Annotated in this window: 24 protein-coding genes; 10 read left to right on the forward strand and 14 right to left on the reverse strand. The window is 71.5% G+C overall.

What is annotated here, in order from left to right:
* The first annotated feature begins 18 nt into the window (after positions 1-18).
* From GDR74_RS01890 to GDR74_RS01910, 5 genes are all read left to right on the forward strand, one after another.
* A complete protein-coding gene (locus tag GDR74_RS01890) occupies positions 19-480 on the forward strand; it encodes a 3-hydroxyacyl-ACP dehydratase FabZ family protein (protein WP_152584716.1) in 462 nt (153 codons plus the stop codon).
* Positions 480-1,601 (forward strand): beta-ketoacyl-ACP synthase, encoded by a 1,122-nt coding sequence (locus GDR74_RS01895; protein WP_152584717.1) that lies wholly within the window; start codon positions 480-482, stop codon positions 1,599-1,601. Before GDR74_RS01890 ends, GDR74_RS01895 begins: the two co-directional genes overlap by 1 nt.
* 12 nt (positions 1,602-1,613) lie before the next feature.
* Positions 1,614-2,894, forward strand: coding sequence for a beta-ketoacyl-ACP synthase (locus GDR74_RS01900; protein ID WP_152584718.1), 1,281 nt, complete (start codon positions 1,614-1,616; stop codon positions 2,892-2,894).
* Between the two features lie 2 nt (positions 2,895-2,896).
* Positions 2,897-3,643, forward strand: a complete 747-nt coding sequence (locus tag GDR74_RS01905; RefSeq protein WP_152584719.1) for an SDR family oxidoreductase — start codon at positions 2,897-2,899, stop codon at positions 3,641-3,643.
* A gap of 192 nt (positions 3,644-3,835) precedes the next feature.
* Positions 3,836-4,858, forward strand: a complete 1,023-nt coding sequence (locus GDR74_RS01910; protein ID WP_152584720.1) for a zinc-binding dehydrogenase — start codon at positions 3,836-3,838, stop codon at positions 4,856-4,858.
* A 17-nt stretch (positions 4,859-4,875) separates the two neighbouring features.
* Here GDR74_RS01910 and GDR74_RS01915 read toward each other — a convergent pair whose 3' ends face one another.
* Complete coding sequence (locus tag GDR74_RS01915) at positions 4,876-6,081, reverse strand: glycosyltransferase family 4 protein (protein WP_343039625.1); 1,206 nt, start codon at positions 6,079-6,081, stop codon at positions 4,876-4,878.
* A gap of 27 nt (positions 6,082-6,108) precedes the next feature.
* Between GDR74_RS01915 and GDR74_RS01920 the strand changes: the two genes are divergently transcribed.
* The 3 genes from GDR74_RS01920 (at position 6,109) to GDR74_RS01930 (ending at position 9,126) form a co-directional block, all read left to right on the forward strand.
* Entirely contained in the window at positions 6,109-7,278 is a 1,170-nt protein-coding gene (locus GDR74_RS01920) for a glycosyltransferase (RefSeq protein ID WP_152584722.1), read from the forward strand.
* A 61-nt stretch (positions 7,279-7,339) separates the two neighbouring features.
* On the forward strand, positions 7,340-8,290 hold the full coding sequence (locus GDR74_RS01925) for a lipid A biosynthesis lauroyl acyltransferase (RefSeq protein WP_281349040.1): 951 nt from the start codon (positions 7,340-7,342) through the stop codon (positions 8,288-8,290).
* 17 nt (positions 8,291-8,307) lie between these two features.
* On the forward strand, positions 8,308-9,126 hold the full coding sequence (locus tag GDR74_RS01930) for a DUF1223 domain-containing protein (protein WP_246179825.1): 819 nt from the start codon (positions 8,308-8,310) through the stop codon (positions 9,124-9,126).
* Between the two features lie 43 nt (positions 9,127-9,169).
* On the opposite strand, the gene GDR74_RS01935 is transcribed toward GDR74_RS01930, so the two are convergent.
* From GDR74_RS01935 to GDR74_RS01945, 3 genes are all read right to left on the reverse strand, one after another.
* Positions 9,170-9,778, reverse strand: a complete 609-nt coding sequence (locus GDR74_RS01935; protein WP_152584723.1) for a TPM domain-containing protein — start codon at positions 9,776-9,778, stop codon at positions 9,170-9,172.
* The gene (locus tag GDR74_RS01940) at positions 9,779-10,513 is read right to left on the reverse strand and encodes a TPM domain-containing protein (RefSeq protein ID WP_246180220.1); all 735 of its coding nucleotides are present in this window, start codon (positions 10,511-10,513) and stop codon (positions 9,779-9,781) included.
* A gap of 199 nt (positions 10,514-10,712) precedes the next feature.
* Positions 10,713-11,318, reverse strand: a complete 606-nt coding sequence (locus GDR74_RS01945; RefSeq protein ID WP_152584725.1) for a LemA family protein — start codon at positions 11,316-11,318, stop codon at positions 10,713-10,715.
* A 140-nt stretch (positions 11,319-11,458) separates the two neighbouring features.
* On the opposite strand from GDR74_RS01945, the gene GDR74_RS01950 reads away from it, so the two are divergent.
* Complete coding sequence (locus tag GDR74_RS01950; RefSeq protein ID WP_152584726.1) at positions 11,459-12,100, forward strand: LysE family translocator; 642 nt, start codon at positions 11,459-11,461, stop codon at positions 12,098-12,100.
* Positions 12,101-12,170: 70 nt separating this feature from the next.
* Here GDR74_RS01950 and GDR74_RS01955 read toward each other — a convergent pair whose 3' ends face one another.
* From GDR74_RS01955 to GDR74_RS01970, 4 genes are all read right to left on the reverse strand, one after another.
* A complete protein-coding gene (locus GDR74_RS01955) occupies positions 12,171-12,677 on the reverse strand; it encodes a hypothetical protein (protein ID WP_152584727.1) in 507 nt (168 codons plus the stop codon).
* 167 nt (positions 12,678-12,844) lie between these two features.
* The gene (rlmN, locus tag GDR74_RS01960) at positions 12,845-14,161 is read right to left on the reverse strand and encodes a dual-specificity RNA methyltransferase RlmN (RefSeq protein WP_152584728.1); all 1,317 of its coding nucleotides are present in this window, start codon (positions 14,159-14,161) and stop codon (positions 12,845-12,847) included.
* A gap of 107 nt (positions 14,162-14,268) precedes the next feature.
* Positions 14,269-15,018 (reverse strand): invasion associated locus B family protein, encoded by a 750-nt coding sequence (locus GDR74_RS18080; RefSeq protein WP_194164602.1) that lies wholly within the window; start codon positions 15,016-15,018, stop codon positions 14,269-14,271.
* Between the two features lie 98 nt (positions 15,019-15,116).
* Positions 15,117-15,491 carry a YkvA family protein gene (locus GDR74_RS01970; RefSeq protein WP_152584729.1) on the reverse strand — a complete coding sequence of 125 codons (375 nt, stop codon included), beginning with the start codon at positions 15,489-15,491 and terminating at the stop codon, positions 15,117-15,119.
* A 99-nt stretch (positions 15,492-15,590) separates the two neighbouring features.
* On the opposite strand from GDR74_RS01970, the gene GDR74_RS01975 reads away from it, so the two are divergent.
* The gene (locus GDR74_RS01975) at positions 15,591-16,376 is read left to right on the forward strand and encodes an SDR family NAD(P)-dependent oxidoreductase (protein ID WP_152584730.1); all 786 of its coding nucleotides are present in this window, start codon (positions 15,591-15,593) and stop codon (positions 16,374-16,376) included.
* Between the two features lie 10 nt (positions 16,377-16,386).
* Here the strand turns inward: GDR74_RS01975 and GDR74_RS01980 are convergent, their stop codons facing one another.
* The 6 genes from GDR74_RS01980 to GDR74_RS02005 all read right to left on the reverse strand — a co-directional run bounded on the left by GDR74_RS01980 (position 16,387) and on the right by GDR74_RS02005 (position 21,787).
* On the reverse strand, positions 16,387-17,415 hold the full coding sequence (locus tag GDR74_RS01980; RefSeq protein ID WP_152587624.1) for an Ldh family oxidoreductase: 1,029 nt from the start codon (positions 17,413-17,415) through the stop codon (positions 16,387-16,389).
* A gap of 91 nt (positions 17,416-17,506) precedes the next feature.
* Positions 17,507-17,809 (reverse strand): 4a-hydroxytetrahydrobiopterin dehydratase, encoded by a 303-nt coding sequence (locus GDR74_RS01985; RefSeq protein WP_152584731.1) that lies wholly within the window; start codon positions 17,807-17,809, stop codon positions 17,507-17,509.
* 271 nt (positions 17,810-18,080) lie between these two features.
* Complete coding sequence (locus GDR74_RS01990; RefSeq protein WP_152584732.1) at positions 18,081-19,091, reverse strand: YeiH family protein; 1,011 nt, start codon at positions 19,089-19,091, stop codon at positions 18,081-18,083.
* A 117-nt stretch (positions 19,092-19,208) separates the two neighbouring features.
* A complete protein-coding gene (locus tag GDR74_RS01995) occupies positions 19,209-19,802 on the reverse strand; it encodes a histidine phosphatase family protein (RefSeq protein ID WP_152584733.1) in 594 nt (197 codons plus the stop codon).
* Positions 19,803-19,916: 114 nt separating this feature from the next.
* A complete protein-coding gene (gene thpR / locus GDR74_RS02000; RefSeq protein WP_152584734.1) occupies positions 19,917-20,453 on the reverse strand; it encodes an RNA 2',3'-cyclic phosphodiesterase in 537 nt (178 codons plus the stop codon).
* Between the two features lie 287 nt (positions 20,454-20,740).
* Positions 20,741-21,787, reverse strand: coding sequence for an aldo/keto reductase (locus GDR74_RS02005; RefSeq protein ID WP_152584735.1), 1,047 nt, complete (start codon positions 21,785-21,787; stop codon positions 20,741-20,743).
* Positions 21,788-21,838: the final 51 nt, after the last annotated feature.

A 21,838-nucleotide genomic window follows, 5' to 3' on the forward strand; every position in this document is an offset into this window, starting at 1 on the left:
GAGTGGTTCAAATCCCGGATGCGTCTCGAATACTTTGAAATGATCGATCGGGTGACGAGGCTCGACCGCGACGGCCGGCGGATCGAGGCCACGTCCACGGTGCCCCTGGAAAGCCCGGTCTTCGAGGGCCATTTCCCCGGCCATCCCCTGGTGCCCGGCGTGCTGCTCACCGAGACGATGGCCCAGGCCTCCGGCTACCTGGTGCTGGGGCTCATGGACTTCACCCACATGCCGTTCCTCATGGGCGTGGACAAGGCGCGCTTCCGCACCTTCGTCGGACCGGGTACGGTGCTCGGCGTCGCGGCGCAGCTCGAGCACGAGGGCTCGGGCTATGCGGTGACGAAGGCAAGGATCACGGCCGAGGGCAAGCCGGTCTGCGACGCGGAGCTCCGCTTCCGGATCATGCCGTTCCCGGCCGGCATGGACGAGCTCATGCGGGCCCAGGGGCGCCGCATCGGGCTTCTCACGGGGGCAGCCTGATGCGCGACGTGGTCATCACCGGAATCGGGATCGTCTCGGCGGCGGGGGAGGGGGTCGAGGCCCACCTCGCGGCGCTCGCCGCAGGCTCTCCCCGCACGGACACGGAAACCTTCGCGCCCTACCCGGTGCACCCGGTGGCGCCGCCCGACTACGACCGGCAGATCGCCAAGAAGTCCGACCAGCGGCAGATGGAGACGTGGCAGAAGCTCGGCTGCTACGCCGCGGGCCTCGCCCTCGACGCGGCCGGCGCCAAGGAGGACGCGGCGCTGAAGGGGCGGATGCACCTCATCGTGGCGGCGGGCGGCGGCGAGCGCGACTACGCGGTGGACGGGCAGATCCTCACCGGCCTGCGCACGGCCGGGAACCCCGGCGTCTTCCTCAACGAGCGCCTGATGGGCGACCTGCGGCCGACCCTGTTCCTGGCGCAGCTCTCCAACCTTCTCGCGGGCAACATCGCCATCGTGCACGGGGTGACGGGCGCCTCCCGCACCTTCATGGGCGAGGAATCGAGCGGCGTCGACGCCATCCGCATCGCCCATGCCCGCATCGCCTCGGGCCAGAACGACATCTTCCTCGTCGGCGGCGCCTACAACGCGGAGCGGCCGGACGTGCTCCTGATCTACGAGATGGGCGGCTTCCTCTGGAAGAAGGCCCACCGGCCCGTCTGGGAGCGCCCCGCGGAAGGCGGCGGCATGATCCTGGGCACCGGCGCCTGCTTCCTGGTGATGGAATCCCGCGAGCACGCCGAGGCGCGCGGGGCGAGGCCCCTCGCCGCCGTCGCGGGCGTCGCCTCCGACCGCAGCCGGCGCGAGCCCGGCAGCGTCGACAGGGCGCTGCGCGGCCTCGCCCGGCAGCTCGACGCCGGACCCGACGTCGTGATCTCCGGCGCCACCGGCGTGAAGGGCATCACGGAGGAGGAGCGGGCTGCGCTCGAGGACATCGCCCCGGGGGCCGCGATTCATGCGACCGCCGACGTGATCGGCCATACCATGGAAGCGCAGGCGCCGTCCGCCGTCGCCCTGGCGGCCGGCCTCATCGCGGGCGGCAGGGCGTCCGAGGCTCTCGTCACCTCCGTCGGCCACTGGCGCGGCGAAGGGGCGCTGCGCATCACCAAGGCTTAAGGGGAGAACGCCATGGCGCTTCGCGACAAACAGGGCCGGCCCCTCGTCGCCGTCACCGGCATGGGCGTGGTCACCTCCCTGGGGCAGGGCAAGGAGGACACCTGGGCCGCCCTCACGGCGGGCCGCTCCGGCATCCGCCGCATCTCGCGCTTCCCCACCGAGGGGCTGCGCACCACGATCGCCGGCACCATCGACTTCGTCGACGCGGAGCCCTTCTGCGCGCCCATGCTCTCGGAGCGGCTCGCCATGCGCGCCGCCGAGGAGGCGGTGGGCCAGTCGGGTCTGAGCCGCAGCGACTTTCCCGGCGCCCTGTTCATCGCCGTGCCGCCGGTGGAGATGGAGTGGCCCCAGCGCGAGACCCTTGCCGAGGCCTCCGGCCAGACCGGCGACGTCACCTACAGGGATCTCCTGAAGGCCGCCGCCACGGGCCGGTTCAGGACCTGGCACGACCTGTTCATCTTCGGCACGGTGGCCGACCGGGTCGCCGAGCGCTTCGGCACCAGGGGCTCGCCGATCTCGCTCTCCACCGCCTGCTCGTCCGGCGCCACCGCGATCCAGCTCGGGGTCGAGGCGATCCGGCGCGGCGAGACGCAGGCGGCGCTGTGCATCGGCACGGACGGCTCCGTGAATCCGGAATCCCTCATCCGCTTCTCGCTGCTCTCCGCGCTCTCGACGCAGAACGAGGTGCCGGAGGCCGCCTCGAAGCCCTTCTCCAAGAACCGGGACGGCTTCGTGATGGGCGAGGGCGGCGCGGCCCTCGTGCTCGAGGACGCCGAGGCGGCGAAGGCGCGCGGGGCGACGATCCTCGGCTACGTGCTCGGCTGCGGCGAGAAGGGCGACGGCTTCCACCGCACGCGCTCCTCGCCGGACGGCATGCCGGCGATCATGGCGATCCGCGAGGCGCTCGCCGATGCCGGGCTCTCGCCGGAGGACGTGGACTACATCAACGCCCACGGCACCTCGACGCCGGAGAACGACAAGATGGAGGCGATGAGCTGCACCGCCGTGTTCGGCGAGCGCATGACGCGCCTGCCGATCTCGTCGAACAAGTCGATGATCGGCCACACGCTCACCGCCGCCGGCGCCGTCGAGGCGGTGATGTCCCTGCTCACCCTCGCCACCGGGCGCATTCCGCCGACCATCAACTACCGGGTCCCGGACCCGACCATTCCCCTCGACGTGGTGCCGAACGAGGCGCGGGACGCGAATGTCCGCTACGTGCTGTCCAACTCCTTCGGGTTCGGCGGCCAGAACACCTGCCTCGTCTTCGGGGCCGAGCCGAAGGGGGCGTGACCATGGGCCGGATATTCGTGACGGGCGGCGGCAAGGGCGTCGGCGCTGCCATCGTGCGGGCGCTGGCGGCGGCGGGCCACGACGTGGACTTCACCTACCGCTCCTCCGCCGGGGCCGCCACGGCGCTCTGCGAGGAACTGATGGCCGCCCATCCGGGACGTGCCGTGAAGGCCCATGCCCTCGACCTGTCGCACAAGGAGGCCCTCGACGATTTCTGCGCGAGCCTCGAATCCGAGACCTTCTTCGGCTTCGTGCACAATGCGGGCCAGCCCTACGACGCGCTCGCCGCCATGATGCAGCAGGACAAGGCCGAGGCCGCCATGCAGGTGAACTTCTGGTCGTTCACGCGGATCGCGAAGTCCCTCATGCGCGGCATGATCCGCGCCCGCGCCGGGCGCATCGTCGCCATCGGCTCCGTCGCGGCCCTCCAGGGCAATCCCGGCAACGCCGCCTACGCGGCCTCGAAGGGGGCGCTCATCTCCTATTGCCGCACCCTCGCCATCGAGACCGCCAGGCGCGGGCTCACCGTCAACGTGATCGCGCCGGGCTTCATCGACACGGACATGATGGCGCCCTATGCCGCCTACCGGGAGGCCATGGAGAAGCAGATCCCGGCCGGACGCTTCGCCAAGCCGGAGGAGGTCGCGGGCCTCGCCGCCTTCCTCATGAGCGCGCCCGCTGCCTACGTGACGGGAGCCGTGCTCCCGGTCGACGGCGGGCTGACGTCGATGATCGGCGTGCATCGCTGACGCCACGGGTCAGCCCGGCGCCGCGCAGCGGAGCCCGGGATCCACGACCGAGCTCCCGCCCGACCTTCGGGTCGTAGCGTTGTTGCATCTGCACGGTCCGGAAAGCGCCTCCTGGGTTGTCATCCGGCGTTCCGCCCTTTAAGCGGCGACGGCAAAGCCCTTCGTGTGAAGAATCTCAAAGAAAGCCAGTCCATGCGCGCCCTTCAGCTTTTCGGCGACCGCGACCTTCGCCTCACCGAGATGGAAGCCCCGCCGCCGCCCGGGCCGGGCGAGGTGCAGGTGCGGGTGAAGGCGCTCGCGCTCAACTACCTGGACGTCTGGGGCTTCCGCGGCATGGCCTTCGCCAAGCGCAAGATGCCCCAGGCGGTGGGCGTCGAGGCCTCCGGCGAGGTCGCGGCGGTCGGCGAGGGCGTGACCCGGTTCAAGGCCGGCGATCCGGTGACCATGTACGGTGCCGAGACCTGCGGCCACTGCAAGGCCTGCCGGGAGGGCCGGGACAATCTGTGCGAGAACGTCGCCGGCATCATGGGCTTCCACATCGACGGCTTCGCCCGCGAGCTCATCAACCGTCCCGAGCGGCTGGTCATCCCGGTGCCGCAGGGCGTGTCGTTCACGGACGCGGCCTGCGCCCCCATCGGCTTCGGCACGGTCCAGCACATGCTCTTCGACAACGCCAAGCTGGAGCCCGGCGAATCGATCCTCATCCATGCGGGCGGATCCGGCATCGGCACGGCGGCCATCAAGATGGCGAAGGCCATCGGCTGCACGGTCTTCACCACGGTGGGCGACGACGAGAAGGCCGAGAAGGCGAAGGCCCTCGGCGCCGACCATGTCATCAACTACCGCACCGAGCGCTTCGAGGGCGAGGTGCGCCGCCTGACCAAGCGCAAGGGCGTGGACGTGGTGTTCGAGCACGTGGGCGCCGATACCTGGAACGGCTCGCTCCTCTGCCTCAAGCGCGGCGGCCGCCTCGTCACCTGCGGCTCGACGAGCGGCGTGTCCACGACCATGAACCTCATGCAGCTCTTCCAGCAGCAGTACCGGATCTTCGGCTCCTTCGGCTGCTCCATCCGCAACATCCGCGAATCGCTCGCCAAGATGGCGGGCGGCATGACGCCGGTGATCGATTCCGTCTTTCCCCTCGACGAGTTCCGGAAGGGGCTGGAGCGGCTGGAGAGCCGCAAGGTCTTCGGCAAGGTAGTCGTGACGTTCTGAGAACGACCGCTCCGCCGTCATTTCCTCCCGAGAACCTGCTCGATCACCCGCGCCGTCTCGGCGGCCCGCGCGTCCCAGGAATGCTCGGCGGCGATCAGGCGGGCGCCCGCCTCGCCCATGGCCCGGGCCTCGCCGGGGTTCTCCGCCAGGCGGGCGACGGCTCGGGCGAGGGCTTCCGCGTCGCCGGAGGGAATCACCAGGCCGCAGCCGCCGCTCCGCACGATGTCGGCCATGCCCCGGAAGTCGCTGACCACGACGGGGCGGCCGCAGGCCAGCATCTCGAAGAACTTGAGGGGCGTGAGCCCCTGGGCGGCGATGCCGCTCGGGTCGACGTTCGGTACCAGCCCGGCCACGGCGCCCCGGATCATCGCCGGCAGGTCCTGCTGCGGCACCCGGTCGAGCCGCACGACGGGGGGCGGCGCGCCCTCCAGGGCGGACCTCAGGCTCTCGTCGACGACGGGGCCCGCCATGAGCAGGTCCAGGCCCTGCGGCCAGGCGGGGGAGCGGGCGGCCTCCAGCATCGTCTCCACCCCGTGCCAGCGGGTCATGCCGCCGAAGAAGAGCACGTAGGGCCGCTCGCGCTCCATCCTCGGCCCGCCGGGGGCGAAGACCTTCGTGTTCGCCCCGTTGCCCACGTGGAAGGCACGCCCGTGCCCCGCCTCGCGCGTGCTCCAGTCCACGAGCTGCGGCGTGACGGCGATCAGCGCGTCCGCCCAGCGGTACTGGAGGCGCTGGAGGGCGGAGAGGACGCCCTTGAGGCGCCGGAAGCGCGGATGGGTGACGAAGGCCTCCGCATAGACGCCGTTGATCTCCTGGATCGTCGCCCGGCCCAGGATCTTCGCCGCGAGCGCGACGGGAAAGGCCGCGAAGTGGGAGCGGAAATAGACGAGGTCGGTCCGCGGCAGGGCCGCCAGGGCGGACAGCGCGATGCGGGCATAGCGCCCCAGCTGGCCGACGAGGCCGCTGCGGGCGGCGCCGCGCTCGGCCCGGAGCGTCACCGGATAGCCCCGCCGCCCGAGCCCCTCGCAGATCTCGGTGACGTGCGTCGCCGCCGCGCTGCCGGGGACGATGCGCTCGCAGCAGACGTAGAGGATGCGGGGCTTTCGGGGCGCGGGCAGGGGAGGGCTCGCCGGTTCGTGAAACGAGCGGCCTTGTACAGAGCCGCCGCCGCGCCGTCGAGTGCGTCGCGGCCCTGGCTGGACATCCCCGCCCGCGCGGTCTATCGCGCGGCTCGAGGATTTTCATCGCCCATGCGCATCGCCGTCGTCGACTTCCACTCCCTGGCCAACGATTCCCGCGTGCTGCGCACGGCCGAGGCCCTGCACCGGGCCGGGCACCAGGTCCTGCTCGTCGGCTACGGCCCGGCCCCCGCGGGCGTGTCCTACCGGGTCGCCCTGCTGCCCGACCTGCCCTCGCCCTTCGCCATCCGGGCCGGAATCCTCCTGCGGCAGGCGCCGGCGAACCTGCTGCCGGCCTCGGCCCATCTCCTCTACTGGCTCCACGAGGGGCGGCGCGCCGCCCGCCGGATCCTGCGCGGCTTCCGGCCCGAGGCGGTCCACGCCAACGACTGGACGACCCTGCCGCTCGCCCTCGACGCCAAGGCCCGCTTCGGGGCGCGCATCGTCTACGACAGCCACGAGATGGCGATCGCGGAATACGAGCACAGCCTGAAGTGGCGTCTCGCCGCCCTCGCCCATGTACGGAGGATCGAGGGACGCGGCATCCGGGCGGCGGATGCGGTCATCACCGTCAGCCCCGGCATCGCCGAGGCCCTGGCGGAGGCCTATCCGGGCCTGCCGAGGCCCGCCGTCATCCGCAACGTGCCGGATGCGCCGCTCGCCCCCTTCCGCCCGGTGGGCGAGAGGATCGGGGTGCTCTTCCACGGGCTCATGCGCAGCAACCGCGGGCTCGAGGCCATCCTCGATTCCCTGCCGCGCTGGCGGGACGAGTTCCGCCTCACCCTGCGCGGGCCGGCGGCCCCTGCCTACCGCGCCGCCCTCGAGGCCAGGGCGGCGGCCCTCGGCGTGGCGCACCGGGTGCGCTTCGAACCCGCGGTCGCGCCGCACGAGGTGGTGCCCCGGGCCGCCGAGGCGGATATCGGGCTGTGCATCCTGCCGGATTCGAGCCGCCACAACCGCTTCGCCCTGCCCAACAAGCTCTTCGAGTACCTGGCGGCGGGCCTCGCGGTCGTCACCTCGCCCCTGCCGGACATGGCCGAGATCGTCACCCGCCACGGCTGCGGCGCCCTCGCCGCGGACGACGCGGAGGCCATCGCCCGGACCGTCAACGGCTTCGACCGGCCCGCTCTCGACCGGATGAAGCGGCAGGCCCTCGTGGCGGCGGAGGCCCTGAGCTGGAACCGGGAGCGGGAGGTCCTCACCGCCCTCTACGACAGATTATCGCGCGCCCCCGCCCCTTGACGAAGCCCGGCCGGCGCGGAAAGACGCGCTCTCCCGTCGTGATTCCGTTTCAGGAGACTCCGTGGCCCATTTCTCCCAGCGTCCCCGCAGCCTCGCCTCCCGCGTGACCGAGACGGTCATGGTCGGCCTGGTGCGGAGCGTCTTCGCCTTCTCGAAGGCCATCGGCCCCGAGCGGTCCGGCGCCGTGGGGGCGGCGCTGGCCCGCGCCGTCGGTCCGCTGCTTCCCGCCCACAGGACCGCCCTCGCCAACATCCGGGCGGCCTATCCGGGCAAGCCGGAGCGCGAGGTGAGGGCGCTGGCGCGGGCCGCCTGGGACAATCTCGGCCGCACCGGGGGCGAGTACCCGCATCTGGGCACCCTGTTCGACTTCGACCCGGACCGGGCCGAGCCCGGCCGCACGGAGGTGGACGGGATCGAGCACTTCCTGAGCCTGCGGGACGACGGCCGGCCCGGCATCGTCTTCTCCGCCCATCTCGCCAACTGGGAGCTGCCGGCGATCTGCGCCGCCCGGTTCGGGCTCGACGCGACGGCGGTTTTTCGCGCCCCCAACGACCCGGCCGTCGCCCGGGTCCTGCACGAGATCCGCTCCGAGACCATGGGCGGGCTGGAGGCCGCCCGGCAGGGGGCGGCCTTCGCCATGCAGGGGACGCTCGAGAAGGGCGGCCATCTCGGCATGCTCATCGACCAGCACTTCACCCGCGGCGTGATCGTGAACTTCCTCGGCCGGCCCGCCCTGGTGAACCCGATCCTCGGCAAGTTCGCCCGCCGGTTCGACTGCCCGGTCCACGGGGTGCGGGTGATCCGCCTGCCCGGCCACCGCTTCCGGCTCCAGCTCACCCCGCCCCTCGACCTGCCCCGGGACGCGGAGGGGCTGATCGACGTGCAGGGCGCCATGCAGGCCATGACCTCGGTGGTGGAGGGCTGGGTGCGCGAGCACCCGGAGCAGTGGCTGTGGATGCACAGGCGCTGGCGGGTTCCGGCGGGCGCTCAAGCTAAAGTGAGTTCCCCTTGAGGAACGTTTCGTGTTCCATGGCCGGCACCATGGTCTCACGCCCGAACGTTTCCCGCGCGCGGACGCTCCCGGTTCTCCTGGGCCTCGCCGTCCTCGCGCAGCCGGCCCTGGCCGAGCCGCCGCGCGCCGTCGTCGAGCTCTTCACCAGCCAGGGCTGCTCGTCCTGCCCGCCGGCCGACGCCCTGCTCGCGGGCCTCGCGCGCCGGCCCGACATCGTGGCCCTGTCGTTCCCCGTGGACTACTGGGACTATCTCGGCTGGAAGGACACCCTCGCCCAGCCGCTCTTCACGGCGCGGCAGAAGGCCTATGCGGAGGCCCGCAGCGACCGGCAGGTCTACACGCCCCAGATCGTCGTGAACGGCCTGAAGCCCTGCGTGGGCTCCGACTGGTCCAAGGTCGAGACCTCGATCCAGAGCGCCGGCGAGGGACGCGCCACCCTGCCCGTCGAGGTGAGCCTCCAGGAGGAGGGCGGCACGGTCACCATCGCGGTCGAGGAGGCCGCGTCCCCGGCGCAGGCCGTCTCCCAAGCCGCGTCGCAGGCGGCGTCCCGGCCCGCTTCTGCGCGGCGGCTCCGGGGCGAGATCTGGGTCCTGCCGGTCCTGCGCGAGCGGACCGTGGCCATCGGCCGCGGCGAGAACCGGGGCAAGACCGTCACCTACGCCAACGTGGTGCGCGGCATGACCCGGGTGGGCGAGTGGCAGGGCGGATCCGCCCGGTTCCAGGTGCCGCTCGCCTCCGCCCGCGGCGATGCGGACGGCTACGTGGTGCTGGTGCAGTCCGGCGACGGCGCGAAGCCCGGTCCCATCCTGGGCGCCGCGAAGGGCGGCGGCCTCTGAGAGGGGCTGGGCGGGATGTCGTCCGCCCCGAGAAAGAAACGCTTCAGAGCAGGAAGACCTTGTTCGGCAGTTCGTCGAGATCGTCGGAGCGGGGCGGGGCGTGCTCGGCCAGGACCGCCCCCGTGCGCCGGACGGCGGCCATGAGGCCGTCCGCGAGCCGGCCCTCCCGGATCCTGTCGGTGAGGTCGTCGACGATGCTCCGCCAGACCTCCGGCCCGACCCGGTCGGCGATGCCCGTATCCGCCAGGATCTCCGCGTGGCGCTCGGCGAGGGCGATGTAGATCAGCACGCCCGTGCGCTCCCGGGTGCGGGTGAGGCCCCGGCTCAGGAATTCCCGCCGCGCCGCCTCCTGCGCCCGCGCCTTCTTGATGAAGCGCGGCACCAGGGCATGGCGGCGCGAGGGGAGGGACAGGAAGACGCTGAGGAACAGGGCCGCAAGGAGCTGGATCAGGAAGATCCGCGCCGGGCCGAGGGCGGTGATGCCGATCAGCGGCCAGGGCACGAGGAGGGCGGCCAGGAGCGCCCACAGCACGGGGAACGAGCGATAGCCGCTCGCCTGCCCGGCCACCACCACGACGATCTCCCCCGTGGTGAGGTCCTCGGCCTCGCGGATCGCCTGGCTCAGGCGGGCATGGTCCTCCGGCGACATCATCTACCAGTTCCCCGATGCGCCGCCGCCGCCGGAGGAGCCGCCCCCGCCGGAGAACCCGCCGCCGCTGCCGCCCGACCATCCTCCCCCGGACCATCCGCCCCCGGAGCCGCCGGACCAGCCGCCCCCCGTCGGGACGATCCAGGGGCCGCCGCTCCGGCCCCGGCGGCCGCGAACGTCGCGGACGATGTTCGAGATCACGACGAAGAGGATCACCATGACGACGAGGGCCACCCAGGGATCGACGGACTCGCTTTCGTCCTCGCGCACTGTGGCGCGCCGCTGCCATTCCTCCGCGTCCCCGGTGAGGATCGAGAGGATGGCGTCCACCCCGGCATCGATGCCGCCGGCGAAGTTGCCTTTCTGGAACTGCGGCGCGACGGCGGTGGTGATGATGACCTTCGACAGGGCGTCGGTCAGCGCCCCTTCCAGGCCGTAGCCCACCTCGATGCGCACCTTGCGCTCCTTGGGCGCCACGAGCAGCAGGACGCCGTTGTTCCTGTCCTTCCGGCCGAGCTGCCAGTGGCGGAAGAGCCGGTTGGCGTAGTCCTCCACCTCCAGCCCGCCGAGGGTCGGCACCGTCGCCACCACCACCTGGTCGGAGGTCCTGTCCTCGTGGGCCTTGAGCTTGGCCTCCAGGGCCGCGCGCTCCTCCGGCCTGAGCAGGTTCGCAGCGTCGACCACCCGGCCGGTGAGGGCCGGGAAGGACTGGGCGAGGGCCAGGACGGGAAAAAGGATGAGGAGGGCGAGGAGGAGGGCCGTCCATCCCTCTCCCCCCTCGTGGGGGAGAGAGGGAGAGCGGGGGAGAAAGGGAGAGCGGGGGAGAGATGGAGAGGGGGGTGCGAGCGCCCTTCCGGTTCCGGTCCGGCGCCGGCACCCCCCTCCCGAACCCTGCCCCGCGAGGGAGGAGGGGAAAGACGGCAAGCCCCTCATCGGCCTAGAACTTCACCGTCGGCGGCCGGTTGGCGTCGGGCGTCGCCGTGAAGGTCTCCATGGGCCTGGCGTCCGGGTAGAGGACGGCGGCGATCCAGCGGCCGGGAATGGTGCGCAGCTCCGTGTTGTAGGCCCGCACGGCCTCGATGTAGTCGCGACGCGCCACGGCGATGCGGTTCTCGGTGCCCTCGAGCTGGGACTGCAGGGCCAGGAAGTTGGCGTTGGACTTCAGCTCCGGATAGCGCTCCACCGTCACGAGCAGCCGCCCGAGGGCGCCGGAGAGCTGGTTCTGCGCCTCCTGGAACTGCCGGAACTTCTCCGGGTCCGTGACCGTGGAGGCGTCGACCTTGACCTGCGCCGCCTTCGCCCGCGCCTCCGTGACCTGGGTCAGCACCTCCCGCTCCTGGGCGGCGAAGCCCTTCACGGTCTCGACGAGGTTGGGGATCAGGTCGGCCCGGCGCTGGTACTGGTTCTGCACCTCGCTCCAGGCGGACTTGGCCCGCTCCTCCAGGGTCGGCACGTTGTTGATGCCGCAGGCGGAGAGCCCGAGGGCCATGGCCGCCACGGCCAGGGCGACGCGAATCCGCGCCGGCAACAGCAAACCCGTCATGTGCTCATCTCTCGAATCGGTCACCCTTCGACGGCTTCACAAATGGGGCAAGGGTGGCCGTTCGCCAAGCGGCTTTCCTATGGTCGGCGGGGCGCTCTTGAGGCATAATCCCCGCAATTTCCTACATCGGTGGCACGACCATGACCTTTCTGCCGGATCTGAGCACGCTCGTCACCTATTCGCTCGCCTGCGCCCTGCTGTTCATCACGCCGGGGCCGGACATGAGCCTGTTCCTGGCCAAGACCGTGGCCGGCGGCCGCAAGGCGGGCATGGCCGCCATGCTCGGCGCCATGGCGGGATGCTGCGTCCACACCCTGCTCGCGGCCCTGGGCCTCTCGGCCCTGCTCGCCGCCTCGGTCACCGCCTTCACGGTCCTCAAGATCGTCGGCGCCCTCTACCTGCTCTGGCTCGCGGTCGAGGCGGTCCGCCACGGCTCGGCCCTGCACGTGCGGGAGGAGGGGCGGATCGAGGTGTCGTTCTGGAAGACCTTCATGGTGGGCGTCGGCATCAACCTGACGAACCCGAAGGTGGTCCTCTTCTTCGTGACCTTCCTGCCGCAGTTCGTCCAGGCGGGGGACCCGCACGCCGCGGACAAGCTCCTCTTCCTGGGGCTCTACTTCGTCGCCCTCACCGGCCCGATGGGCGCGGCGATGATCATGGGCGCCGACAAGGTCCTCGCCGCTCTGCGCAGCCGCCCGAAGCTGCTGCGCGGCATCGACTATTCCTTCGCCGGCCTCTTCTCCGCCTTCGCGCTCAAGATCCTCGCGACCTCGGCGCGGTAGGATCGGCCGCCCGCGATGCGGGCTTCTGCGGCCCCGGCATGACGGTGAGGGGTCTTGGAGCGGCAGGCGCCTACGGCGCCGTCCCGCCCGGGAGCGGCGGGTTCGGCGCGGGCCTCGCGCCGCCCGCGTCGCGGCCCGCAATCGCCCAGTAGACGAGGCCCGCCACCGCGCCGGTCAGCCCGAGGACGGCGCTCACGTGCAGTTCCGCCGGGCTGGCGACGCGGGCGCTGCCGCGCAGGACCCAGGGAATCGCCGCCGTCAGCACGCCGACGGCGAGGGTGTACCAGAGCACCCCGCGGGCGCGGACCGCCTCGCTCACCACGGCCACGAGGAGCGGCGGGAAGAACAGCAGGAGAAAGGCGACCCGCGCCACCGCGAAGGCCGCCTCGGCGATCATCGGCCCCGGATCCTCCGAGGAGAACACCCCGTCCACGAAGACCCAGAACCCCACGAGCAGCGTGTCGCCGGTGAGCGAGCCCATGACGGGGTCGACCACGGAGGCGACGAAGAGAAAGAGGGTGCTCGCGCCCGCCGCGATCAGCAGGGCGAGGGGGATGAGGAGGAGCCAGCGGATCATCCGCCGCCTATAGCACGGAAGTGGCGTCCCGTCCGCAAATGGCGAACCATCGGTAAATCCCGATCGCTCAGGGGGCTCCGCGCGTGCACGGCCCGGAGGGCGGTGACATGACATTCAAGATGCGGAAAACGCCGCCTCCCGCATGGGCGGCGCTCTCCGGCGGGAGCCTACTCCCTCTCCCCCAGGGCATAGACGCCCTCGGCGCCGATGCCCTGTTCGGCCATCATGCGGGCGCGGGCGCGCAGCTTCTCGGTCTCGCTCTTGAGCTGGCCGCAGGCGGCCAGGATGTCGCGGCCGCGCGGCGTGCGCACCGGCGAGGCGTAGCCCGCCCGGAAGACGATCTCGGAGAAGCGCTCGATCCGCTCCCAGTCGGAGCACTCGTATTTCGAGCCCGGCCAGGGGTTGAACGGGATCAGGTTGATCTTCGCGGGGATGCCCTTGAGGAGCCGCACCAGCTCGCGGGCGTCGGCATCCGAATCGTTCACGCCCTTCAGCATCACGTATTCGAAGGTGATGCGCCGCGCGTTCGACAGGCCCGGATAGGCCCGGCAGGCGTCGAGGAGCTGCGCGATGTCGTACTTGCGGTTGATCGGCACCAGCACGTCGCGCAGGTCGTCGCGGACCGCGTGGAGCGAGATGGCGAGCATGGTGTTCGCCTCCGCGCCGAGGCGCTCCATCTGGGGCACGACGCCGGAGGTCGAGACCGTGATGCGCCGGCGCGAGAGGCCCAGCCCCTCGTTGTCCGACATGACGCCGATGGCGGCGATCACGTTGTCGATGTTGTAGAGGGGCTCGCCCATGCCCATGAACACGATGTTGGACACGAAGCGCCCGCCGTCGGTGGGAACGAAGGCGCCCTCGGGGGGCGTCGCGTCCGGCCAGTCGCCGATGGCGTCGCGGGCGACGATGAGCTGCGCCACGATCTCCGCCGAGGTCAGGTTGCGCACGAGGCGCTGGGTGCCCGTGTGGCAGAAGGAGCAGGTGAGCGTGCAGCCCACCTGGCTCGACACGCACAGGGTGCCGCGGTCGGTCTCGGGAATGTAGACGCACTCGATCTCCGCGCCCTTGTCGAGGGGGCCGGTGGAGGGCATGCGGATCAGCCACTTGCGGGTGCCGTCCTTGGACACCTGCTCGGAGACCACCGTCGGGCGCTCCAGGGTATAGGCCTCCTTCAGGGCCGCCCGCAGGGACTTGCCCACGTTGGTCATCTCGTCGAAGCTCTTCGCGCCCCGGAAATAGATCCAGTGCCAGAGCTGGGCCACGCGCATCTTGCGCTCGCGCTCGGGCACGCCGATCGCGGCGAGCTTGTCCTTCAGCTCGTCGCGGGTCAGGCCCACGAGGGAGGACTGGCCGGCGGCCTCGACGGTGAACTCGGCCTTCTTCTCGATGGATGAGAGCTCCCTTCCGGCCGCGCGCGCGGAATCGCTCACGGCCACCGGGGCCGCATTGGGGTTGTGCTTGGCGATGTCGAGCGCCGTCGCCATGGGAAATCACGCCTTCGCTTTGTGGGATCGAAGGCGGCTTATAACACGATTGCGTCGGAAACGTGAGGGGGCCCGGCGATTTCGTGTCCGGCCGCCCGGGAGGGCCCCTACTGGGCGCATTCCTTGCGGGCGCGCTCCAGGGCCTGGCCGAAGCCGTTCAGGGAATAGCGATCCGTCAGCTGGTTGCCCCGGGCGGACTGGGCCTTCACGACGACGCTCTGGGACTTGGCCATGGTGCCGATGGCCTGGCCCTCCTCGGCGGGGTTCTTCAGCCAGGCGTTGGTGTCCTTGGTGAGGAGGGCGTAGGTCGCCTTGCCGATCACCGCCTCGGCCGGGCCGTTGTCCTTGGCCGCGAAGCCCAGCACCACCGCCACCTCGTTCTTCACGTTCTCGGCGGGGCGGAACGACACGAACAGATAGGCGGGATCCCGGCTGAGGTTCTTCGGCTGCCGGTCCTTGGGCTGGCTCAGGGCGTAGCAGATCTCGGAGCGCCCGGTCTTGGCGGTGTAGACGCCCCAGTCGCCGTAGGACGCGAGCAGGGTCGCCCCGCCCGGCCCCGTGGAGGCCTGGGCCCCCTTGGCCGCAGCCGCCGCGCCCGCGGCGCCTGCCGCAGCGGCGGCGGGCTTCGCCGCCGAGCCCTTGGCGGACGCGCTGGCGGGCGACTTGGCGGAGGCCTTCTCCGCTGTCTTGGCCGATGTCTTGTCCGATGCCTTGGCGGCGGGCTTCGCCGCAGGCTTGGCCTGTGCGGATGCCGGCTTCTTGGCGGGCTGGGCCAGGGCCACGGGGCCCGCCCCCAGGGCGAAAGCGGCAGTGATGACACCCGCGGCCAGGCCGCGCTGAAGGGATGCGAGAATCATGGGACGAACTTTAGGCGGAGATGGTTAAGAACTCTTCACCATCCCCGTTAAGCCGGGTCCGGCCCCGTGGCGATGCGTCGAAACGCGGCGGGCCGCCCTCAGGCGGGCAGGTCGAGGGCCCTCTTCGCCTTGGCCCGGTGCTCCTCCGTGATCGCGCCCGCCACCTGGGCGATGGCGGTGGCGAGGACCGCCGCGTCGTCCGCGAAGCCGAGGAGGGGAAGGAAATCGGACACCGCGTCGGTGGGCAGGACGAAATAGGCGATGGCGCCCATGAGAATCACCTTGACGCGCTTCGGCGTCGCCGGGTCGGTGGCGCAGTAGAAGGCGGCGACGAGATCCTCCGCGAAGGGAATCCGGCCGCCCACCCGCCTCAGCTTGGCCCAGAACCCGGAGGCGACGCCGTCATCCCCGCCGGCCGCCCGGCGGATGGCGTCCATCTCGGCCTTCGTGAACGGGCGCGTGAACTCGCTCATGCTCTTTCTCTCGGCTCCTCGGGGCCTCCTGTGCGGAGACCTTCGTTCCCTCCCGGCGGATCATGCCCTATGACAGGCCGGGACACAGGGAGAAAACGCATGAAGCTCGACGAAAAGATGGCAGCCGTCGTCACCGGAGGCGCCTCGGGCCTGGGCGGCGCGACGGCGCGCATGCTCGCCGCCGAGGGGGTGAAGGTGGCGATCCTCGACCGGGACGTGGAGCGGGGGGAGACGCATGCCCGCGAGATCGGCGGCCTGTTCTGCGAGGCGGACGTGACGGACGAGGCCTCCATCGACGCGGCCCTGGCCCGGGCGCGGGCCGCCCACGGGGTCGAGCGCATCCTCGTCAACTGCGCCGGCGTCGCCCCGGGCAAGCGCACGGTCACGAAGAAGCGCGAGACCGGCGAGCTCGTGCCCCACGACATCGCGAGCTTCCGCCGCACGATCGAGATCAACCTCATCGGCACCTACGCGATGATCGCCAAGTGCGCCGCCGCCATGGCCGCCCTCGATCCCGTGACCGCCGACGGCGGGCGCGGCGTCATCGTCAACACCGCCTCCGTCGCCGCCCAGGACGGTCAGATCGGCCAGGCGGCCTACGCGGCCTCCAAGGGCGGCGTGCTCGGCCTCACCCTGCCGGTGGCGCGGGACCTGTCCGGCTTCGGCATCCGCGTGATGACCATCATGCCGGGCCTGTTCCACACGCCCCTGTTCGAGGGCATCGCCGAGGATTACCGCAAGGCGCTCGAGGCCAACGTGCCGTTCCCCTCCCGCCTCGGGCGGCCGGAGGAATACGCGCAGCTCGTCCGCAGCATCGTCGAGAACGACATGCTCAACGGCGAGGCGATCCGCCTCGACGGGGCCCTGCGCATGCAGCCGAAATAGGGGCGGCGCCTCAGGCGAGGCGGAGGAAGCGGGCGGTGTCGGGATCGACCGGGATGCCGGACCTCTCCCGCTCCTCGAGGGTCCGCCACTCCCGGTCGCCGGGCGCGAGGGCCTGGGACGCCGGCGCCCGCCGCAGGCCCTCCAGGTACTGCGCCATGAGCGCGTCGTAGCCTGCGCGTCCCACGAAGCGCTCCGGGTCGATGGCCAGGCAGAAATGGCCGATGTCGTGCGCCTGCGGGAGGCTGCCGTCCTCCGGGTTCATCGGGGGCACCAGGTGGTCCGGCCGCGCTCCGGCGATCACCGCCGACAGGATCGTGACGAGCCCCGCGAGCCCGGCTCCCTTGAAGCCGAAATCCCGGCCTCCGAGCGGCATCAGCATCTCCGCCCGGAAGGGGTCGCGCGTCGGCTCGCCGGCCGGATCCGCCGCCACCTCGGCGGGCAGCTCCCGCTGCAGGGAGCGGAAGAGCAGGATCCGGTTGTAGGGAATCGCCGAGGTCGCCATGTCCAGGAGCCAGGGTTTCGACCCCGCCACCGGCGCGGCGGCCGCGATGGGATTGGTCCCGTGGAAGCGGGCCTTCCCGCCATGGAGGGCCACCAGGGAATCGGCGTTCGTGGTGCAGATCGCGACGTAACCGGCCTCCGCTCCCGCGAGCGCATAGGCGCCGGCCGCGCCGTAATGGGTGGAGCGGACGATGCCGACGGCTCCGATCCCGCTCTCCCGCGCAAGGTCGCAGGCGGCTTCCATGCCCGCATAGGCGGCCAAGTGGCCGAGGCCCCGATCCGCATCGAGCGTCGCGGTCGCGGCGCCCGTCCTGTGCAGCCGCGGTGCCGGCCTGCCGTTGACCTGTCCGCTCCTGAGAGCCTCGGCGTAGAAGGCGGCGAGGCGCACGCCGTGGCTGTCGATGCCCAGGCGCGAGGCGTGCATCATGGCGCGGGTCGCCGCGCCGGCGGAAGCCTCGTCGGCGCCCGCTTCGCGCAGCGCCGAGAACGTTCGCGCCTCGAGCTCCGAAGCCGCGAACCTGATCTCTCCGCCCGGCATCGCATCGTCGCGCACGGTTCCCTCCCTGACATCCGGCCTTGGCTTTCCCAGCCCGCGGGCCCGGTGGCAAGCCCCGTGCGGGAAGGATCCCTCAGGCCTTCAGGAGGCCCGAGGCGTAGAGGTCCATGCGCTGCGCCAGCTCGACGTCCCGGCGGGTGAGGCCGCCGGCGTCGTGGGTCGAGAGGACCACGTCCACCCTGTTGTAGACATTGAACCATTCCGGATGGTGGCCGGCCTTCTCCGCCGCGAGGGCGACGCGGCTCATCCAGGCGAAGGCGGCGCCGAAATCCTCGAAGACGAACCGCTTGCGGATCGCGTCGCGCCCCTCGACCAGGCTCCAGCCGTCGAGGGCGGGCAGGAGTTCGGCGCGCTCGCTGTCGGAGAGAGGTTTCATGGCTCTGCCTTCGTTCGCGGAGAGCGGGTCCCTCCGTAGTGATGAAGCGCGTTCGCGCGGTTTCAAGTCCCCGGTGGCCCCCCGTACCCCGTCATTCCGGGACGGCGCGGAGCGCCGGGCCCGGAACCCATACGCTCCGTCGGATCGGAACGAAGGGCCGTGGCGGCCGCCGCACGCCGCTCGCAAAGCTCAGCGGCCGCGGGTTCCCTGCTTCGCCCGGTCCTTCGGGCCATCCCGGAGCGACGGCGGGGCAGGGGTGTTTTCATCCGAGTCACGCCACTCCGAGGAAGCGGATGAGGGCGAGGCTGATGCCGAGCAGCACGACGAGGGAGAGGCTCACCGCCAGCGTCACGCGGCCGCCCACCCGGCCGAGCACGCGCAGGTCCACCCCGAGCCCGAGAGCCGCCATGGAGACGATGGTGAGGGCCGTCGCGGCGGGCATGATCCCGCGCAGCACCGCATCCGGGATCGCGCCCGCGGAGCGCAGGGCCGCGAGGGCGAGGAAGCCGACGATGAACCAGGGCACCAGCCGGCCGAAGGAGAGGGACGCGCTCCGCCCCCGGCCGCCCGCCACGAGCGAGAGCAGGACCACCACGGGCCCGAGCATGAGCACCCGCACCAGCTTCACGAGGGTCCCGAGCTGCGTGCTCGCCACGCCGACCGGCATGGTCGCGGCCAGCACCTGCGGCACCGCATAGACCGTGAGCCCGGCGAGGACGCCGTACTGCGTCTCGGACAGGTTCAGGAGCGGCACGAGGAGCGGCAGGGAGAGCACGACGACGACGCCGAGGATCGCCGTGAAGGCGATGGAGGAGGTCACGTCCTCCCCCTTCGCGCCGATGACGGGAGCGACCGCCGCGATGGCCGAGTTGCCGCAGATGGAATTGCCGCAGGCGACGAGGACGCCCATGCGCCAGGGAAGCCCGAGCAGCCGGCACAGGCCGAAGCTCGCGCCGATGGCGGCGAAGACCACGGCGGCGATGCCGAGGACGAGGCCAGAGCCCGCCGCGGCCACCGCCTGGAAGCTGATGGAGGCGCCGAGCAGCACCACCGCGATCTCGAGCAGCGTCTTGCCGCTGAAGGCGATGCCGGGAAGGAATTTCCCGCCCGGCGTCCAGGCGGTGCGCAGCGCCGTGCCGAGGAGGATGGCGATGACGAGGGCCTCCAGCCAGGGACGGCCGGTCCAGTGCTCCTCCGCCAGCTGCAGGCCGAAGGCGACGAGGGAGATCGCCATGCACAGCCCGACACCGGGCGCCAGCGATGCGATGCGTTGCCTCTTCATCCCGTCCCGCTCTCCGATCCGCCGCCACGGGCGCGCCGTGAAGCGGCTGGGGCACTTTTCCGCCCGATGCGCTAGTCCCAAGCGGGGCGGGATGCAACCCCGAAGGCGCGGTGCGGATCAGGACGGGCCGGGCGGACCGTCCTCGACGGTGCGCCAGTCCCGGAGCAGGGCGAGGGGGTTGCGCTCGATCACCAGATAGCAGCCTCCGCCGGGATGGGAGGGGCGGCTGCCCTTGCCGATCGGCACGTTCTGGAGGTGGTCGGTCAGCAGGCTGCCGACGCCGCCGTGGGACACGACCACGATGTCGCCGGAGGTTTCGTCCGCCGCCACCCGCCGCACCGCCCGCACGATGCGCGCCTGCGCGTCGACGGCCCGCTCCCAGCCGCGGATGCTCTCCTCGGGACGGCCGAAGAATTCCGCCACCACCTCCCAGAATTCCGGCGGCGCGATGTAGCCGGTGGCGGAGCGGTCGTTCTCGCCGAGGTCGGGGTCGACCGCCACGGGCAGGCCGAGCCGCCCGGCCACGATCTCGGCCCCGTCCCGCGCCTTGCGCTCGGCGCTGGCGTAGACCGCCGAGACGCCGCGCCCGGCCAGGGCCTCGGCGAAGGCCTCCATGCGGGCGCGCCCGACGGGGGAGAGCGGCCATTCCGGAACGGGCACCTGCGGATCGATGACCACTTCGGGATGGGTGACGAAGATGAGCGACGGCATGGGACCTCGGACCGGACGGGGAATCCTGCGCCGGAGAATGCCGCAGGCACGGCCAAGTCCAAAGGGGGATTCCGGGCCGCCGTCAAGCGGGGGCCGCCGTCCGGCGGGTCCGGGTTACCCCAGCGGGTAGGCCGCCTCGACCACGTAGGGGCCGCCGCCGACGGAGCCGCGCGAGGAGAAGAGCACGAATCGCGCCGCGGTGAAGGTGAGCTTCGGGAAGGGAGCGCGGGCGGCGAAGTAGTCGGCCACGTCCAGGGGCGAGGCGTCGCGCAGGCGGGCCAGGGTCACGTGCGGGGTGAACCGGCGCGTGTCCGGCGGCAGCCCGATCCGGCGCATCAGGCGCTCGTGCTCCGCTTGCAGCTCGCTCATGTCCCGCGAGGCGGAGGCGCGGGCGAACACGACCCGCGGCCGGCCGCCGCCGAAGGTGTCGAGCCCGTCGATGGTGACGGGCAGGGGCTCGCGCCGCCGGCCCTCGCCCAGGACCGACAGGACGTCCTGCGCCGTCCGCTCGTCGATGTCGCCGATGAAGCGCAGGGTGATGTGGTAGTTCTCCGGGTCGACCCAGCGCGCCCCCGGCAGGCCGCCGCGGCAGGCGGCGAGGGCGAGGCCGATCTCGGGCGGAATCTCGAGGCCGGTGAACAGGCGGGGCATGGCGGCCTCCCGTCCGTGACGCGTCGTTGCGGAGAGGATGGGGGCAGGCGCGCCGCCCCCGCAAGAGGGAATCCGAACGGTCGACACTCTGCCCGGTTCGCTATCGTTCCTCCGGTCGTTCCGGATGGCCGCCGGGCAGGTCCGGAACCCATGGACGCCAGCAGTCCAGGATGAATGGCGGCCGTTTCGACGGCTTCCCATTCTGAAACGTTGGCGGTTATGGGTTCCGGGTTCGCCTGCGGCGCCGCGGAATGACGGTGGCGGGCATCGCTGAGCGCCGTGGCCCCTCACGGGCAGGGGTTGCAGTGCTCCAGGTGGATGGCGTCGATGCGCTTCTCGAGTTCCGGCGTGATCGTGACGTCGATGGAGGCGATGTCCGTCCTCAGCTGCTCCATGGAGGTCGCGCCGATGATGTTCGAGGTCACGAAGGGCCGGGAGTTCACGTAGGCCAGGGCCATCTGCGCCGGGTCGAGGCCGAATTCCCTCGCGAGGGCGACGTACTTGCGGATCGCCGCCTCGGCCCCGGGCGTCTCGTAGCGCTGGCCGCGGTTGAACAGGGTCGTGCGCGCGCCCGGCGGGCGGGCCCCGTCGAGATACTTGCCGGTCAGGTAGCCCTGGGCCAGGGGCGAGTAGGCGAGCAGGCTCACATCCTCGCGCATGGACACCTCGGCGAGGGCGACCTCGTAGGTGCGGTTGAGGAGATTGTAGGCGTTCTGGATCGACTGGATCCTCGCCAGGCCGGGCGTCGCCTCGGTCGCCTTCAGGAACGTCATGGCGCCCCAGGCGCTCTCGTTCGAGAGGCCGAAATGGCGGATCTTTCCGGCCTTCACCAGGTCGCTCATGATCGCGACGGTCTCTTCGATGGGGTGCGAATCGCCCTCCATGTGGCGGTAGATCGTCGGGTTCGAGCCCCAGGGCATCGGGCGGTCGGGCCAGTGGATCTGGTAGAGGTCGATGTAGTCGGTCTGGAGGCGCTTGAGGCTCTTGTTCACCGCCTCCTCGATCTGCGCGCGGGACAGTTCGGCCTTCGCGCCGTCGTCGCGGAACCAGGTGTTGTCGGAGCGTCCCACCACCTTCGTGGCGAGAATCACCTTGTCGCGGGTGCCGCGCGCCTTGAACCAGGAGCCGATGATGCGCTCCGTCGATCCCTGCGTCTCCGGCCGCGGCGGTATGGAATAGAGCTCCGCGGTGTCGAAGAAGTTGATGCCGTGGTCGAGGGCGTAGTCCATCTGGGCATGGCCGTCGGCCTCGGTGTTCTGCTGGCCCCAGGTCATGGTGCCGAGGCAGATGAGGCTGACGTTGAGGTCCGTGCGGCCGAGGCGGCGATACTGCATAGGCAAGGCTCCTCGCGGCAGGGGCTGCCGCGTTCAGGCAGGAACGGGCGC

This window comes from Microvirga thermotolerans (genome assembly GCF_009363855.1).
Taxonomy (GTDB): Bacteria; Pseudomonadota; Alphaproteobacteria; order Rhizobiales; family Beijerinckiaceae; genus Microvirga; species Microvirga thermotolerans.

What these genes read in the sequence shown, in the direction of transcription:
- rlmN (WP_152584728.1), bottom strand. Translation starts at nt 14,161, where the DNA reads ATGGCGACGGCGCTCGACATCGCCAAGCACAACCCCAATGCGGCCCCG.
- GDR74_RS01975 (WP_152584730.1), top strand. Translation starts at nt 15,591, where the DNA reads ATGAAGCTCGACGAAAAGATGGCAGCCGTCGTCACCGGAGGCGCCTCG.
- GDR74_RS01935 (WP_152584723.1), bottom strand. Translation starts at nt 9,778, where the DNA reads ATGATGTCGCCGGAGGACCATGCCCGCCTGAGCCAGGCGATCCGCGAG.
- GDR74_RS01980 (WP_152587624.1), bottom strand. Translation starts at nt 17,415, where the DNA reads ATGCCGGGCGGAGAGATCAGGTTCGCGGCTTCGGAGCTCGAGGCGCGA.
- GDR74_RS01970 (WP_152584729.1), bottom strand. Translation starts at nt 15,491, where the DNA reads ATGAGCGAGTTCACGCGCCCGTTCACGAAGGCCGAGATGGACGCCATC.
- GDR74_RS01945 (WP_152584725.1), bottom strand. Translation starts at nt 11,318, where the DNA reads ATGACGGGTTTGCTGTTGCCGGCGCGGATTCGCGTCGCCCTGGCCGTG.
- GDR74_RS01890 (WP_152584716.1), top strand. Translation starts at nt 19, where the DNA reads ATGCGTCTCGAATACTTTGAAATGATCGATCGGGTGACGAGGCTCGAC.
- GDR74_RS01985 (WP_152584731.1), bottom strand. Translation starts at nt 17,809, where the DNA reads ATGAAACCTCTCTCCGACAGCGAGCGCGCCGAACTCCTGCCCGCCCTC.
- GDR74_RS18080 (WP_194164602.1), bottom strand. Translation starts at nt 15,018, where the DNA reads ATGATTCTCGCATCCCTTCAGCGCGGCCTGGCCGCGGGTGTCATCACT.
- GDR74_RS01950 (WP_152584726.1), top strand. Translation starts at nt 11,459, where the DNA reads ATGACCTTTCTGCCGGATCTGAGCACGCTCGTCACCTATTCGCTCGCC.
- GDR74_RS02005 (WP_152584735.1), bottom strand. Translation starts at nt 21,787, where the DNA reads ATGCAGTATCGCCGCCTCGGCCGCACGGACCTCAACGTCAGCCTCATC.
- GDR74_RS01900 (WP_152584718.1), top strand. Translation starts at nt 1,614, where the DNA reads ATGGCGCTTCGCGACAAACAGGGCCGGCCCCTCGTCGCCGTCACCGGC.
- GDR74_RS01905 (WP_152584719.1), top strand. Translation starts at nt 2,897, where the DNA reads ATGGGCCGGATATTCGTGACGGGCGGCGGCAAGGGCGTCGGCGCTGCC.
- GDR74_RS01910 (WP_152584720.1), top strand. Translation starts at nt 3,836, where the DNA reads ATGCGCGCCCTTCAGCTTTTCGGCGACCGCGACCTTCGCCTCACCGAG.
- thpR (WP_152584734.1), bottom strand. Translation starts at nt 20,453, where the DNA reads ATGCCCCGCCTGTTCACCGGCCTCGAGATTCCGCCCGAGATCGGCCTC.
- GDR74_RS01920 (WP_152584722.1), top strand. Translation starts at nt 6,109, where the DNA reads ATGCGCATCGCCGTCGTCGACTTCCACTCCCTGGCCAACGATTCCCGC.
- GDR74_RS01990 (WP_152584732.1), bottom strand. Translation starts at nt 19,091, where the DNA reads ATGAAGAGGCAACGCATCGCATCGCTGGCGCCCGGTGTCGGGCTGTGC.
- GDR74_RS01955 (WP_152584727.1), bottom strand. Translation starts at nt 12,677, where the DNA reads ATGATCCGCTGGCTCCTCCTCATCCCCCTCGCCCTGCTGATCGCGGCG.
- GDR74_RS01995 (WP_152584733.1), bottom strand. Translation starts at nt 19,802, where the DNA reads ATGCCGTCGCTCATCTTCGTCACCCATCCCGAAGTGGTCATCGATCCG.
- GDR74_RS01895 (WP_152584717.1), top strand. Translation starts at nt 480, where the DNA reads ATGCGCGACGTGGTCATCACCGGAATCGGGATCGTCTCGGCGGCGGGG.
- GDR74_RS01930 (WP_246179825.1), top strand. Translation starts at nt 8,308, where the DNA reads ATGGCCGGCACCATGGTCTCACGCCCGAACGTTTCCCGCGCGCGGACG.